Below are 13,058 nucleotides of genomic sequence, written 5' to 3' on the forward strand. Positions count from 1 at the left end.
ACACCCTAGAGGAGCTCCAGGTCGTCGGGGCGACTCGTCTGCCGGAGGGCGTCGTCGACCGCGGACCGGACGAGCGAGGACAGGAAGCTTCCCGGATTCTCGACGCCGATGTCGTCGAGGAGGCCCGTCGCCTGCTGGACGATCGCGCGGGAGAACGTCGATGCGGTCTCGATGGCCTCCGCATAGGCGGGGCGATCCGCCTCGGCCACGATCACGGGCTCTGCACCCATCTCCACGACGAGCGCCTGACCGATAGGCTGCACCGGGCCGGGCGCCGTCACGGCGAAGAACGACTCCTGCAGACGCGACAGGTCGAGGCTCGTGCCCGTGAACGACATCGCCGGATGCAGCGCGAGCGGGATCACCCCAGCCGCCGCGGCAGAGGCGAGGACGCCGACGCCGAACTTCGCCGAGGTGTGCGCGACGAGCTGACCGGGCTGCCAGGCGCCGACGGCCGCGAGGCCCTCCACGAGCGACTGCAGTTCGCTGTCCGGGACCGCGATGATGACGAGCTCGCTGCGCTCGACGACCTCCGGCGTCTCCAGGACGGGCACGTCCGGCAGCATCGCACTGGCGCGGTCCCGGCCCTCCTCGGACACGGCCGTGATGCCGACGACCGCGTGCCCTGCACCGCCGAGGGCAGCACCGATCACGGGACCGACCCGGCCGGAGCCGATGATGCCGACGCCGAGTCGAGCGCTTCTGGCCTCGGCGCTCATGCGCGGTCCCCCTGCTGGTCGGCGGGCGGTGCGGCGACGGGCGATGTGGCGGCAGTCGGCGCAGCCGCAGATGGTGGGGCGACAGGCGGTGCGGCGACAGGCGGCACGACCGGCGCCGACGGAACCGACGGAACCGACGGCCCCGACGCCCCCGACGTCACCACACCGGCGGTCTCCGCCATCGCAGCAGGACCGACGCCCTGCTGCTCGGTCGCGAGATCCGCGTACGGAGCCGTCACCACCGCCTCTGTCGGCGGATCACCCTGGTCGAAGCTCGCCCAGCGATGGCTGCGGTCACCGGTCTGCGCTGCGATGATCCCCGCGGCCGTCGACTCGAAGAGGTGGATGGCCTCCTCCCGGGCGATGCCGGGGAGTTCGGCGACGATGGCGCCTGGAACCGTGTGCGCGGTCGCCGATGCGAGATCCAAGGCGCGCAGGAGCGGTCCCTGTTCGATGCGGATGCTCTGCAGACGGGCGAGCGGCAGGATGTCGAGCTTCCGCCAGACGACCCCGCGTCGGAAGAGGAGGAGCCCGTCGCGGAGCGCGTAGCCGGTGCGGCGCCAGGACAGCGGGTTGATCCAGAACGCGCGCTTGGGCGACTGCACGAAGCCCGTCCCGTCACGCGTCGAGAGAGCCGAGTTGAGCGGTCCCCACGCGCTGCCGTCGATGCGGCCGGCGAGCATCAGTTCGACGACCTTCGCCGCGTCCTCCAGCGAACCGACGGGCAGGACGGTGTTCGTCGACGAGCCGCGAGCTGCCTGTTCGAGCGACAGACCGGCCTTGTTGATCCGCACCTGCCACCAGCCGAACGGACGCCAGATGATCGACTGGCTCACCTGGATCGCGTGGATCCGACCGGGCGGGATGGTCTCGCTCGTCGTCGAGAACAGCCCGAAGCCGACACGGACGCCGGAGGGCGTGGCCGCGATGCTGTAGCGCAGTGACTTCGTGACGCCCGACCACAGGTACCCGACGAGACCGATGACCATCGGCACGACGAAGAACAGGACGTAGTACGAGCCGCGTGCGACGAACACGGCTCCCACGATGGCGGCGATGATGACGACCCAGGTGTACCAGCCGAGGACGACGGAGCCGATGAGACGACCGAGCGACAGCTGCACGACCGACTGGGGTGGTGCGGCGTCAGGGTCGAGGTCCGGCGAGATGAAGTCGTCGACGCGGTCGGTGACGAAGCGGGAGACCGCGGCGCTGCGGCCTGAGTGCTCCCCCGGAGCAGCATGGGCGCCGGCTCCAGGAGTGCCCGCAGCAGCGCCCGCAGCTGCTCCGACGCCAGCGCCTGGACCACCGGGGACCCCGAACTCGTCGGCGCCTGGAGCCACCGGCGCGCCGAATCCCGCAGCCTGTCCACCGGGCGCGGCGGCTGTGCGCTCCGCGAGCTTCACACCGCTCGCGAGTGTCAGGACATCGCGTCGGAGGCCATCGGCGTCCTTCGCATAGAGGTACTCGAGCTTGACGTTGGCGTCCTGTCCGGCGACGCTCACGTTGATGCGCGAGGCGCCGACGAGCCGGGCGAGCAACGGCTTCTCCACCGAGATCCCCTGGATGCGGTCGAGCTTCGCCTTGCGGTGCGTGCGGAACAGGACGCCGCTGCGCACCTCGACCGCCTCGTCGGTCACGCGGAAGGTGTGCATGCGCCACGACAGGTAGAAGATCCCGATGATGACGATGAGGCCGGCGGCGACGGCGAGCAGCGCCCAACCGACCCAGCCGTGGTCCACGACGAAGTCGATGGGGTCGCCCGGGGCGCCTCGTGCGGGGATGAAGAGGTCGATGAGCCGCTCACGGAGATTCGCGATCACCACACCGAGGATGGCGACGAACGCGATGCCGCCGCGGAGCAGCGGGGTCGCCGGATGGAGGCGGTGCCATGCTCCGTCGACGAGGCTCTGCCCATCGACGCGGGCGACGATGGGGTCGCTCACAGGCCCGTCCGCCGGCTCTCGGCGACGGTCACGAGGTGGTCTCGCAGCGCTTCGGCTTCGGCATCGGGCAGGCCGTTGATGACGACGCCTGTCGACGCGGAGGCCGTCACGAACTTGAGGTCGGCGAGACCGAACGCCCGGGAGAGCGGACCGCGGTTGATGTCGATGAGCTGCATCCGCCCGTAGGGCACGGCGACGAACCGCTGCCACATGATCCCGCGCCGGAAGAGGAGGTCGTCCTCACGCAGTTGGTAGCCGATCGCGCGGGTGCGGCGAGGGATGAAGGCCGCGGTGATGACGAGGATGATCGCGATCACGCCGTACGGCAACCAGACCCAGGCGAAGTTCCACACGACCGCGACGAAGACCGCCGCCGCGGTGATGACGAGGAGGTATGCGGCAGCCGAGATGAATTCGACCGCGATGAACTTGGGGCTGACACGCCGCCACTCCACACCGGGCAGCTCGAGTCGGCGAGCTGCGCGTCGACCGCCGTCGGGAACAGAACCGCCGCTCCCGTCCGCGTCACGAACGGCTTGTGGCTCCTGGGGCGTCATCGTCATCATCCTTCGGCACGGTGCAGAACCACTCGGCCACCAGTGCGGCGGCGACGAGTGCGGCTGATCCCACGATCGACGCGATGACCAGCCAGAACGAGCCTACCGCCGGAACGATCGGGCGGGTCAGCAGGAAGAGCAGGACCCCCACGGAGCCGCCGAGGACGAGTGAGCCGGCGAGGCTCGACGCCTTGGCAAGCGCCGCGATGCGCATGGCGCGGAACGGCTCGATGCGGTGGTGGGCGCGGCCCGTGGTCGCACGCCGGATGGGCAACGAGATTGCGACGAGGATGATCGCGATGGCGATGAGCGAGATCGCGAGGGTGAGGGGCGGGATGACCGAGGGGCGGCCTGCGGACACCGTGGCGACCTCGCCGAGGAAGCCGATGACGAGCCCGGCCGCGCCGAGGATGATGAGCGGTGTCGCGGACGTGCGCTTCATCGGGCGTCTCCGTCCACGACGGTCACCGAGTCGTCGGTCGCGGCGGGCAGCGTGTCGACACGGCCGATGCCGGGCAGTTCGGCGTCCGCGTCGAGGAGCAGCCAGGGCACGAGGACGAAGCCGCGCTCCGCCGCCCGCGGGTGCGGGACGGTGAGTCGCTCGTCGTCGATGACCGAGGCGCCGTAGGTGACGATGTCGAGGTCGAGCGTGCGATCTCCCCAGCGCTCCTCGCGGACGCGCCCGTGGGTCTGTTCGACGATGTGGAGCGCGTCGAGGAGGTCGTGCGGGTCGAGGTTCGTGCGCACGACGGCGACGCCGTTCAGATACGCGGGTGCCGACTGGTCGACGCCGTCGAGCTTCACGGCGGCGCTCGAGACGAGCGGCGACAACCGCACCGATGCGATGCCAGGGGCCAGTTCGAGCTGTGCGACGGCTGCGTGGATCGTCGCCTCACGATCGCCGAGATTGCTGCCGAACGCCACGACGGCTTCGACCTCGGCCCCGCCGCGAGGGACGGGCAAGCGGCGTTGCGGATCGTGGATCGGCGTGCGGGAGACCATCAGGCGTCCGCCTTCGTTCGTGTGATCGTGACCGCGACATCGGCGAACGGCACGGTGATCGGCGCCGTCGGCTTGTGCACGGTGACCGTCACGGCATCGGCGCGCTCGTGGGCGAGGACGACTCCGGCGATGCGCTCGGCGACGGTCTCGATGAGGTCGACGGGATCGCGTTCGACCGCGCCGACGACCTCCTCGGCGAGTTCTCCGTAGTGCAGCGTCGCGCGCAGGTCGTCGCCGCCCGAAGCTGGGCGCAGGTCGAGGGACACGGACACGTCGATGACGAACTCCTGTCCGTCGGCTCGTTCGAAGTCGAAGACGCCGTGGTGGGCGAAGGCGCGGAGACCGGTGAGGGTGATCGAATCAGACATCGTTCCCAGCCTGCCATGCCGAGAGGGTGTCGAGGGCGAGGCGCGTGCTCGCGACATCGTGCACGCGGACGCCCCACGCACCCGCGCCGGCCGCGAGAACGCTCACGACGGCCGTCGGGAGGTCTCGGGCCTCCATGGGTGCGTCGTCCGGGAGGAGGGCGCCGAGGAAGCGCTTGCGGGACGCACCGACGAGCACGGGATGACCGAGCGCGAGCAGCTCGTCGAGCTTCGCGAGGATGCGCCAGTTGTGGTCGGCGTTCTTCGAGAACCCGAGGCCCGGGTCCACGATGATCTGCTCTGACGCGACGCCCTGCGCGATGAGCGCCTCCACCCGCGCGCGCACCTCGGCTGCGACATCGGTCGCCGCGTCCGTGTACTGCGCACGACTCGTCATGGTGTCGGAGTGCCCCCGCCAGTGGCTCACGATGAACGGCAGGCCGCTCGACGCGACGACTCCGGCCATCCGGTCGTCGGCGAGGCCGCCGGAAACGTCGTTGAGGATCGCCGCGCCCGCCGTGATCGCGGCACGAGCCGTGTCCGCGTTCATCGTGTCGATGCTGACGCGCACGCCATTCGACGCGAGGGCCTCGATCACGGGCACCACACGGGCGAGCTCCTGCTCGGTCGCGACCCGTGCCGCACCCGGCCTCGTGGACTCGCCGCCGATGTCGATGATGTCCGCACCGTCCGCGACCATCTCGAGGCCGTGGGCGATCGCATCGTCGACGTCGAGATATCGTCCGCCGTCGCTGAAGGAGTCGGGGGTCACGTTCACGACGCCCATGATCTGCATGCGCGGGGAAGCCGCGCCGGCGAGCGGCCTGCCTGCAGGGCGTGGGGATCCGGCGCCTCGCGGATCGTCGGTCTGCCACGTCATCGCGTCACCGACCGGGGCTGGCGTCGTCGACCGACGAGGCTACGGTGGGCGGCGCGACGGCGGCGGGCGGCGCGGCTGCTGCAGGCGTGCCGAGGAGCGCGAACAGCTCGGCGCGTGCGACCGGATCGCGGAGCTCGCCACGGCTCGCGAAGGTGACCGTGGAGCTGGCCGTCTGACGAGGACCGCGCGTGGTCACGCACCCGTGGACGGCGTCGAGCACGACGAGCACCCCTCGCGGCGCGAGGCCGTCGTCGATGGCGTCGGCGATCTGCTCGGTGAGTCGTTCCTGCACCTGTGGCCGGGCGGCGAGCGTTTCGACGACCCGGGGCAGGGCGCCGAGCCCGATGACCTTCTCCGCCGGCAGATACGCGATGTGGGCGACGCCGATGAACGGCAGCAGGTGGTGCTCGCACACCGAGCGGAAGGTGATGTCGCGCATGAGCACGGCTTCACTCGTCCGCTCGTCCCCGTCACCGTGGTCGCCGACGGGGATCGTCCGTTCCAGATGCACGGCCGCGTCCTCGCCGACACCGGAGAAGAACTCCGAGTACGCCTCGGCCACCCGCGACGGAGTGGCCTCCAGACCGTCGCGGCCCGGGTCCTCCCCGATCGCCTCGAGGATCTCCCGGACAGCCGCTTCGATCCGCCCCCGATCAACGCCTGCCATCACGCGTTACGCGGTGGCGGGTCGGGGCTTGGTGGCGCGGGTGCGCTTGGGCTTCACTTCGGCCTCAGGCTCCGAGCTGATGCCACCATCGGCAGCACCTGCATCGATCGGGGCCGTGAACGCCTGCGAACCGACGGCGGAACCTGCACCGATCGGGCGCTTGTCGCTCGACAGCCACACCGGACGCGGCGGCAGCTTCTTGACGTCTTTGAAGATCTCGGCCAGCTGGAGGTGGTCCAGGGTCTCCTTCTCCATGAGCTCTGCAGCCAGACGGTCGAGGACGGCGCGGTTGGCCGTGATGACCTGCCACGCCTCATCGTGAGCGGCCTCGATGAGCTCGCGGACCTGGGCGTCGACGCGCTCGGCGATGCGCTCCGAGTAGTCGCGCTGGTGACCCATGTCGCGACCGAGGAACATCTCACCGGACGACTGGCCCAGCTTGACGGCGCCGACGTCGGCGGTCATGCCGTACTCGGTGACCATCTTGCGAGCGATGCCCGTGGCCTTCTCGATGTCGTTCGACGCACCCGTGGTGGGGTCGTGGAACACGAGCTCCTCAGCGACGCGGCCGCCCATGGCGTACGCGAGCTGGTCGAGGAGTTCGTTGCGCGTGACCGAGTACTTGTCTTCGAGCGGCAGCACCATCGTGTACCCGAGGGCACGGCCGCGCGGCAGGATCGTGACCTTCGTGACGGGGTCCGTGTTGTTCATCGCAGCAGCAGCGAGAGCGTGGCCGCCCTCGTGGTACGCCGTGATGAGCTTCTCCTGCTCGCGCATGACCCGCGTGCGGCGCTGCGGACCGGCGATGACGCGGTCGATCGCTTCGTCGAGCGCACGGTTGTCGATGAGCTGCGCGTTGGAGCGGGCGGTGAGGAGTGCCGCTTCGTTGAGGACGTTGGCGAGGTCCGCGCCGGTGAACCCGGGCGACTTGCGGGCGACGACCTCGAGGTCGACGCTGGCGGCCAAGGGCTTGCCCTTGCCGTGCACCTCGAGGATCTTCTTCCGGCCGGCGAGGTCGGGGGCGTCGACGCCGATCTGGCGGTCGAAGCGGCCCGGACGCAGGAGCGCGGGGTCGAGGATGTCGGGACGGTTGGTCGCGGCGATGAGGATGACGTTCGTCTTCACATCGAAGCCGTCCATCTCCACGAGGAGCTGGTTGAGCGTCTGCTCGCGCTCGTCGTGACCGCCGCCCATGCCGGCGCCGCGGTGGCGACCGACGGCGTCGATCTCGTCGACGAAGATGATGGCCGGGGAGTTCTCCTTGGCCTGCTGGAAGAGGTCGCGGACGCGGCTCGCACCGACGCCGACGAACATCTCCACGAAGTCCGAACCGGAGATCGCGTAGAACGGCACGCCTGCTTCACCCGCGACGGCGCGGGCCAGGAGGGTCTTGCCGGTGCCGGGAGGGCCGTAGAGCAGCACGCCCTTCGGGATGCGGGCACCGACGGCCTGGAACTTGGCCGGCTCCTTGAGGAAGTCCTTGATCTCCTCGAGCTCCTCGATCGCCTCGTCCGCTCCGGCGACGTCCTCGAAGGTGACCTTCGGCGACTCCTTGGAGACGAGCTTCGCCTTCGATTTGCCGAACTGCATGACCTTGTTGCCGCCGCCCTGCATGCCGGACAGCATGATCCAGAAGAACACGCCGATCAGGAGCAGCGGGAGGAGCAGGCCGAGCATGGACAGGAACCAGCTGGGCTGCGGGACCTTGTCGTTGTAGCCGCCGGACGGGTTGGCGGAGTCGACCGCTTCGATGACGTCTGCAGCGCGGGCGTTCACGTAGTAGAACTGCACCTGCTCGCCGTACTTGTCGTCTGGCTTCGTGAGCGTGAGGTCGACGCGCTGGTCGCCGTCGGTGATGACGGCTTCCTTCACGAGTCCTTTGTCCAGGAAGGCGAGGCCCTCCTGAGTGGAGACCTCGCGGAACCCGTTCATGCTCATCAGACTGATGCCGATCCAGAAGACCAGGGCGGCGATGATCAGGTAGGGAATGGGACCCTTGAAGAGGCGCTTGACGTTCATGATGAGGCCGGGACTGGCCCGTTCCCTTTCTGCAGGACCGGTCGTTGGGCGGAGCCGCAACGAGAACTCAAGGCTACCGCCTCGGTGCTGGATGCGGTCTGCGTGTTTGCCGTGGGCGTAACGAGCGTTTCCGCGGCCGATTCCGGGCCCTCAGATCCGCCGTTTTCACGAAGAGGTGGGTGTCGAGCGCACGCTGCAGCCGACACCCACCTCGTCCTGAGAATGGTGGATGAACAGGGGTTACTCGTAGACGTGCGGGGCGAGGACGCCGACGTCGCGCAGGTTCCGGTACTTCTCATTGAAGTCGAGTCCGTAGCCGACCACGAAGTCGTTGGGGATGTCGAAGCCCACGTAGGTGCAGTCGATCTGGACCTTCGCCGCCTCCGGCTTGCGGAGGAGCGCGCACACCTCGATCGATGCCGCGCCGCGCGACGCGAAGTTGTCGAGCAGCCAGGAGAGCGTGAGCCCGGAGTCGATGATGTCCTCGACGATGAGCACGTGACGATCCGTGAGGTCGGAGTCGAGGTCCTTGCGGATCTGCACGACACCGCTCGACTTCGTGCCTGCGCCGTACGAGCTGACCGCCATCCAGTCCATCGACAGCGGGATGCGCAGCTCGCGTGCGAGGTCGGCCATGACCATGACCGCGCCCTTCAGCACACCGACGAGCAGGAGGTCCTTCCCTGCATAGTCGACCTCGATGCGCCGGGCGAGCTCTGCGAGCTTGTCGCGGATCTCCTGTTCGGTGACGAGGATGGTCGTGAGGTCGTCCGGGATGTCGCTCTGCTCCATGCGTCGAGTGTATGCGACCGGCGCGCTCCGCCCCTGCGCCGGAGCCGTGAACGCGGCTGCACGGACGTGCGGATCGGGCAGGACCGGTGGGCCGCTGACCGCTCGGCTGCAGACCGGCTCAGCGCGCGGAGAAGACGATGAGCCCGCCGTCCCGCGTCGCCGTGCAGTCGGGCAGGTCGATCGGCCCCTGTCCGCGCCAGTCGGTCACGAGGCGCGCGACCTCGATCGTCTGCACGCGGGTGAGCGACACGCCGAACTCGCTCTGCACGACGTAGCGGATGATCCGCTGACGGAGCGCGGCAGGGTTGGCGGCGAGCGCGCCGACGCTCACGGCGATGCCGGCTTCGGCGTGCTCGACGATCTCCTCGATCATCTCCTCGATCATCTCGTCGAAGGCCCAGGCGTCCTCGCGGAGCGCTTCGGCCGTGCGGGCGAGGGCTTCGGCGATGCCCGGGCCGAGTGCACGTTCGAGCGTCGGGAGCACGGTCTCGCGCACGCGGACGCGGGTGAACGCGGGATCGGTGTTCTGCGGATCGGTCCACGGCTCGAGGCCCTGCGCCGCGCACGCCTCGACCGTCGTCGTGCGGCGGAGTCCCAGCATCGGCCGGACGAGCACGCCCGTGGTCGGCGCCATCCCCTGCAGGCTCGCCGCGCCAGAGCCGCGCGCGAGGCCGAGGAGGACGCTCTCCGCCTGATCGTCGAGGGTGTGCCCGAGGAGGATCGTGTGAGCGCCGACGGCGGCGCGGGCCTCGTCGAGCGCGAGGTACCTGGCATCCCGCGCTGCCGCCTCCGGTCCTCCGCCTCCGTCGTCTGCGACCTCGACCGTCATGATGTGCACCGGTGTCAGCCCCAGGGACTTCGCCTGTTCCGCCGCGCGGGCCGCGACATCGGCAGAACCCTCTTGGAGACCGTGGTCCACGATGACCGCGCCCGCAGCGATGCCGAGCTTCGGCGCTTCGAACGCGACGGCGGCGGCGAGCGCGAGCGAGTCCGGCCCTCCGCTCAGAGCGACGAGCACGTCCGCATGCGCCGTTCCGAGCGCGATCTCGGTCTGGTCCTGGTTCTCGGTCTGGTTCTGGTTCTGGGCATCGAGCACTCGCGCTCCCCCAGTTCTCGCGCCGCCGGCCGCGAGCGCGTCCCGCACCGCCTTCCGCACGGCGGCGACGGACGGGTGGAGTGATGGTCGGACGTCGTTCACCCTCGTAACGCTAGCCGCTTCATCCGCTCGTGCATCAGCCGAGGTGAGGCTTCCGGTCGTCCAGAAGCGCCGGGAACCACCGGAAGCCTCACCTCGGCAGTTCCGCGCGGGTGCCAGGGGGCGCGCGGAAGCATCGGTTATGGTGGGTCTCGGCCGGAGATCGGCCACATCCCAGACATTCAACTCTCTCCGAGGAGCAGGCAGTTATGGCCGAGTACGACGCCGTCATCGAAATCCCGCGGGGCAGCCGCAACAAGTACGAGATCGACCACGAGACCGGTCGCGTCTTCCTCGACCGCGTCCTCTTCACGAGCTTCGTGTACCCCGCGGACTACGGCTTCTTCGAGAACACGCTCGGCGAAGACGGCGACCCGGTCGACGTCCTGGTGCTCCTCGACCACCCCACCTTCCCCGGCGTCGGCATCAAGGTGCGCCCCGTCGGTGTGCTGCGCATGACCGATGACGGCGGCGGAGACGACAAGATCATCGCCGTCCAGTACAAGGACCCGCGCTGGCAGCACATCCAGGACCTGAACGACATCCCGGAGGCCACGCGCGCCGAGATCGAGCACTTCTTCGTGCACTACAAGGACACCGAGCCGAACAAGTGGGCTCGCATCGACGGCTGGGGCGACGCGGCAGAGGCCGACAAGATCGTCCAGGCAGGCTTCGCGAAGCTCAAGGCCGAAGGCCACTGAGCCCGCCAGGACCGGTGAACCGGTTCTGAGGCGACACTCAGCACAGCACGAGGGCGGTACCCGATCGGGTACCGCCCTCGTTCGCGTCTCCGCGAGGAAAACCGTCAGGCGGGCACATCATGCCCGCCGGCACGTTCGGTCTAGCCGAGCCCTGCTCCGCGGTCGGCCATGAACGGCTGGGCGTCGATCGCCGTGCCGTTGATGCGCACCTCGAAGTGGAGGTGGCAGCCGGTGGATGCGCCCGTCGTGCCGACGTGAGCGATGACCTGACCGGCGCTGACCTGGTAGCCCTCCTGGACCTCGTAGCCGCCGTTGACGATGTGGGCGTAGCCCGTGCTGACGCCGTCGCCGTGGTCGATGAGGATGAAGTTGCCGTACGTGCCGTACCAACCCGCGTAGGTGACCGTTCCGCCGGTCGCCGCGTAGATGTTGCTGCCGCAGCTCGCGCCGATGTCCGTTCCGCGGTGAGAGGAGCTCGATGTTCCGCCGCCAGTGCTGATCGGGTCGCGGTTGCCGAAGTACCCGGTGATGTTGCCGGATGCGGGAACCGCCCAGCCCTGGCTGCTCAGCTGGCCACCGTCGGCGGCCTGTCCGCGAGCGGCCGCTGCTGCGGCTTCCGCAGCCTTGCGGGCGGCTTCACCAGCCTCGTACTGGGCGACAGTCGCAGAGGTCGTGTCCTGGAGCGCCTTCAGCTGCGCCTGCAGCGTGACGATGAGGTCCTGGTTCTGCTTGAGCTTGTCCGCTGCGGCCGTCGCTGCGGCCTGCGAGGCCACCATCGCGGCCTGCGCGGCCTGGCGGAGCGTCTCGCGTTCGTCGCGGGCGAGGCTGGCCTGCTCGCCGAGGGCTTTCGCCGTGTTGCTCGCGGCGAGCGCTTCCTCATACACGCCGTTGCTGTGGTCGGCGACCTTGCTCATGTTGCCGAGCTTGGACAGGAGATCGGATGCGCCGGAGGTCTTCTCGTCGAGGAAGAGGCTCAGGCTGAGGTCGGCGCCGCCGGAGCGGTACAGCTGCGATGCGACGCGACCGGCCTGCTTCGTGGCCGTGTCTGCCTCGGTCTGCTTGGCATCGGCCTGCGTCTGGATCTGGTTGGCGCGCTCATCGGCTTCGAAGAACGCCTCCTCCGCGGCCTGGAACTCCTCGCCGCGCTTCTTCGCCTCGTCCTGCGCCTGCTGCAGTTCGACCTGCAGCGTCTTGATGAAGTCGGTGATCCTCGTGACCTCGGCGGCCTTCGCGGCTTCATTGCCCTTGGCGGCCTGGACGTCGTCCCAGCTGGGGTAGTCGGCGGCGGACGCGGGAGCGGCGATGCTCACGGAACCGACGACGGTGATGGCGATGACGGCGAGTCCCGCGAGACGGGACCGCCAACGGCGATTCGTGCTCGCCCGCGCCGGGCCGCCTCGTTCGGTCGTTCGTCCTCGGCGCGGGGCGCCCGGGAGTCTGTTCGTCATGAGGTTTCGGCCCATCCAGTCACATCAGTCACATCGATCACAGCAACAACTCCCGTCACCGTAACCCCGAATGGGGGTCACGGCCAGGGTTGCGCGCGCCGAGTCGTGGGATCCGGTCGCTGTGGTCCTGCCCGAATCTAACTCCGATCCGCGCGTTCCGGCAGCTGATTCCGCCGGAGTCGCCGGATTCGACGAGGATTTCATGCCGCATGGGACACCGCCCTGCCGAGTGCGGACGGCCGCGACACGCCCGGTTTTCGCCGTTCCGTCGACTCGATTTGGGATTCTGCGAAACGTACCCGTATGCTTATCCCTCGGTAGTTGAAGTTCAATCGGCTTCACGGCCCCATCGTTTAGCGGCCTAGGACACCGCCCTTTCACGGCGGCAGCACGGGTTCGAATCCCGTTGGGGTCACTCCAACTACTAGTATGGAAAAATAAATATCGAGGCCCTGTAGCGCAGTTGGTTAGCGTGCCGCCCTGTCACGGCGGAGGTCGCGGGTTCAAGTCCCGTCAGGGTCGCAAAAGGTGGGAAGCCCTCTCGAAAGGGAGGGCTTCTGCTTTTTGAGACATGAAGTTCCTCGAGAACGTCTGCTCTCGGCTCTGTAGCTCAGTTGGTAGAGCGCACGACTGAAAATCGTGAGGTCACGGGATCGACGCCCGTCGGAGCCACTGAAACCCCCGCCTAGCTTCTACATGGTGGGGGTTTCTTCATTTCAGCCTCGACCCGCCTACGCGCGTCGAGGGGATTCGACGCGCGAATGACG

At 68.8% G+C, this 13,058-nt stretch carries 13 protein-coding genes and 3 tRNA genes; 4 read left to right on the top strand and 12 right to left on the bottom strand.

All coding sequences use genetic code 11. From position 1 onward, the window contains the following. Positions 1 to 5 precede the first annotated feature (5 nt). From ACQ3HB_RS03535 to tilS, 11 genes are all read right to left on the bottom strand, one after another. A complete protein-coding gene (locus ACQ3HB_RS03535) occupies positions 6 to 719 on the bottom strand; it encodes a Rossmann-like and DUF2520 domain-containing protein (protein ID WP_430917802.1) in 714 nt (237 codons plus the stop codon). Then, a complete protein-coding gene (locus ACQ3HB_RS03540; protein ID WP_430917804.1) occupies positions 716 to 2,665 on the bottom strand; it encodes a PH domain-containing protein in 1,950 nt (649 codons plus the stop codon). Before ACQ3HB_RS03540 ends, ACQ3HB_RS03535 begins: the two co-directional genes overlap by 4 nt. Then, the gene (locus ACQ3HB_RS03545) at positions 2,662 to 3,228 is read right to left on the bottom strand and encodes a PH domain-containing protein (RefSeq protein ID WP_430917806.1); all 567 of its coding nucleotides are present in this window, start codon (positions 3,226 to 3,228) and stop codon (positions 2,662 to 2,664) included. Before ACQ3HB_RS03545 ends, ACQ3HB_RS03540 begins: the two co-directional genes overlap by 4 nt. Further along, positions 3,191 to 3,664: a DUF3180 family protein gene (locus ACQ3HB_RS03550; RefSeq protein WP_430917808.1), complete on the bottom strand. Its 474-nt coding sequence runs from the start codon at positions 3,662 to 3,664 to the stop codon at positions 3,191 to 3,193. Before ACQ3HB_RS03550 ends, ACQ3HB_RS03545 begins: the two co-directional genes overlap by 38 nt. After that, positions 3,661 to 4,224, bottom strand: coding sequence for a 2-amino-4-hydroxy-6-hydroxymethyldihydropteridine diphosphokinase (gene folK, locus ACQ3HB_RS03555; RefSeq protein WP_430917810.1), 564 nt, complete (start codon positions 4,222 to 4,224; stop codon positions 3,661 to 3,663). The genes ACQ3HB_RS03550 and folK overlap by 4 nt, the downstream gene beginning before the upstream one ends. Beyond that, the gene (folB, locus tag ACQ3HB_RS03560) at positions 4,224 to 4,592 is read right to left on the bottom strand and encodes a dihydroneopterin aldolase (RefSeq protein ID WP_430917812.1); all 369 of its coding nucleotides are present in this window, start codon (positions 4,590 to 4,592) and stop codon (positions 4,224 to 4,226) included. The genes folK and folB overlap by 1 nt, the downstream gene beginning before the upstream one ends. After that, on the bottom strand, positions 4,585 to 5,376 hold the full coding sequence (gene folP / locus ACQ3HB_RS03565; protein WP_430918416.1) for a dihydropteroate synthase: 792 nt from the start codon (positions 5,374 to 5,376) through the stop codon (positions 4,585 to 4,587). The genes folB and folP overlap by 8 nt, the downstream gene beginning before the upstream one ends. A 97-nt stretch (positions 5,377 to 5,473) precedes the next feature. Then, a complete protein-coding gene (folE, locus tag ACQ3HB_RS03570; RefSeq protein ID WP_430917814.1) occupies positions 5,474 to 6,136 on the bottom strand; it encodes a GTP cyclohydrolase I FolE in 663 nt (220 codons plus the stop codon). A 6-nt stretch (positions 6,137 to 6,142) separates the two neighbouring features. After that, a complete protein-coding gene (ftsH, locus tag ACQ3HB_RS03575) occupies positions 6,143 to 8,155 on the bottom strand; it encodes an ATP-dependent zinc metalloprotease FtsH (protein WP_430917816.1) in 2,013 nt (670 codons plus the stop codon). Positions 8,156 to 8,395: 240 nt separating this feature from the next. Continuing rightward, positions 8,396 to 8,947: a hypoxanthine phosphoribosyltransferase gene (gene hpt, locus ACQ3HB_RS03580; RefSeq protein WP_430917818.1), complete on the bottom strand. Its 552-nt coding sequence runs from the start codon at positions 8,945 to 8,947 to the stop codon at positions 8,396 to 8,398. 118 nt (positions 8,948 to 9,065) lie between these two features. Further along, positions 9,066 to 10,145 (bottom strand): tRNA lysidine(34) synthetase TilS, encoded by a 1,080-nt coding sequence (tilS, locus tag ACQ3HB_RS03585; RefSeq protein ID WP_430917820.1) that lies wholly within the window; start codon positions 10,143 to 10,145, stop codon positions 9,066 to 9,068. Between the two features lie 206 nt (positions 10,146 to 10,351). On the opposite strand from tilS, the gene ACQ3HB_RS03590 reads away from it, so the two are divergent. Beyond that, positions 10,352 to 10,843, top strand: coding sequence for an inorganic diphosphatase (locus tag ACQ3HB_RS03590; protein WP_430917822.1), 492 nt, complete (start codon positions 10,352 to 10,354; stop codon positions 10,841 to 10,843). Positions 10,844 to 10,983: 140 nt separating this feature from the next. On the opposite strand, the gene ACQ3HB_RS03595 is transcribed toward ACQ3HB_RS03590, so the two are convergent. Beyond that, the gene (locus ACQ3HB_RS03595; protein ID WP_430917823.1) at positions 10,984 to 12,291 is read right to left on the bottom strand and encodes a peptidoglycan DD-metalloendopeptidase family protein; all 1,308 of its coding nucleotides are present in this window, start codon (positions 12,289 to 12,291) and stop codon (positions 10,984 to 10,986) included. A 342-nt stretch (positions 12,292 to 12,633) separates the two neighbouring features. Between ACQ3HB_RS03595 and ACQ3HB_RS03600 the strand changes: the two genes are divergently transcribed. The 3 genes from ACQ3HB_RS03600 (at position 12,634) to ACQ3HB_RS03610 (ending at position 12,963) form a co-directional block, all read left to right on the top strand. Continuing rightward, positions 12,634 to 12,706: transfer RNA gene (locus tag ACQ3HB_RS03600), tRNA-Glu, on the top strand. A gap of 33 nt (positions 12,707 to 12,739) precedes the next feature. Continuing rightward, positions 12,740 to 12,813 (top strand) — tRNA-Asp (locus ACQ3HB_RS03605). A gap of 77 nt (positions 12,814 to 12,890) precedes the next feature. Beyond that, positions 12,891 to 12,963 (top strand) — tRNA-Phe (locus ACQ3HB_RS03610). Positions 12,964 to 13,058 lie beyond the last annotated feature (95 nt).

Origin of the sequence: Plantibacter lichenum (genome assembly GCF_050587525.1) — a bacterium.
Taxonomy (GTDB): domain Bacteria; phylum Actinomycetota; class Actinomycetes; order Actinomycetales; family Microbacteriaceae; genus Plantibacter.

Coding starts and splice junctions, on each gene's coding strand:
- ACQ3HB_RS03535 (WP_430917802.1), bottom strand. CDS start 719: ATGAGCGCCGAGGCCAGAAGCGCTCGACTCGGCGTCGGCATCATCGGC.
- ACQ3HB_RS03545 (WP_430917806.1), bottom strand. CDS start 3,228: ATGACGATGACGCCCCAGGAGCCACAAGCCGTTCGTGACGCGGACGGG.
- ACQ3HB_RS03550 (WP_430917808.1), bottom strand. CDS start 3,664: ATGAAGCGCACGTCCGCGACACCGCTCATCATCCTCGGCGCGGCCGGG.
- folK (WP_430917810.1), bottom strand. CDS start 4,224: ATGGTCTCCCGCACGCCGATCCACGATCCGCAACGCCGCTTGCCCGTC.
- folB (WP_430917812.1), bottom strand. CDS start 4,592: ATGTCTGATTCGATCACCCTCACCGGTCTCCGCGCCTTCGCCCACCAC.
- folP (WP_430918416.1), bottom strand. CDS start 5,376: ATGGGCGTCGTGAACGTGACCCCCGACTCCTTCAGCGACGGCGGACGA.
- folE (WP_430917814.1), bottom strand. CDS start 6,136: ATGGCAGGCGTTGATCGGGGGCGGATCGAAGCGGCTGTCCGGGAGATC.
- ftsH (WP_430917816.1), bottom strand. CDS start 8,155: ATGAACGTCAAGCGCCTCTTCAAGGGTCCCATTCCCTACCTGATCATC.
- hpt (WP_430917818.1), bottom strand. CDS start 8,947: ATGGAGCAGAGCGACATCCCGGACGACCTCACGACCATCCTCGTCACC.
- ACQ3HB_RS03590 (WP_430917822.1), top strand. CDS start 10,352: ATGGCCGAGTACGACGCCGTCATCGAAATCCCGCGGGGCAGCCGCAAC.
- ACQ3HB_RS03595 (WP_430917823.1), bottom strand. CDS start 12,291: ATGACGAACAGACTCCCGGGCGCCCCGCGCCGAGGACGAACGACCGAA.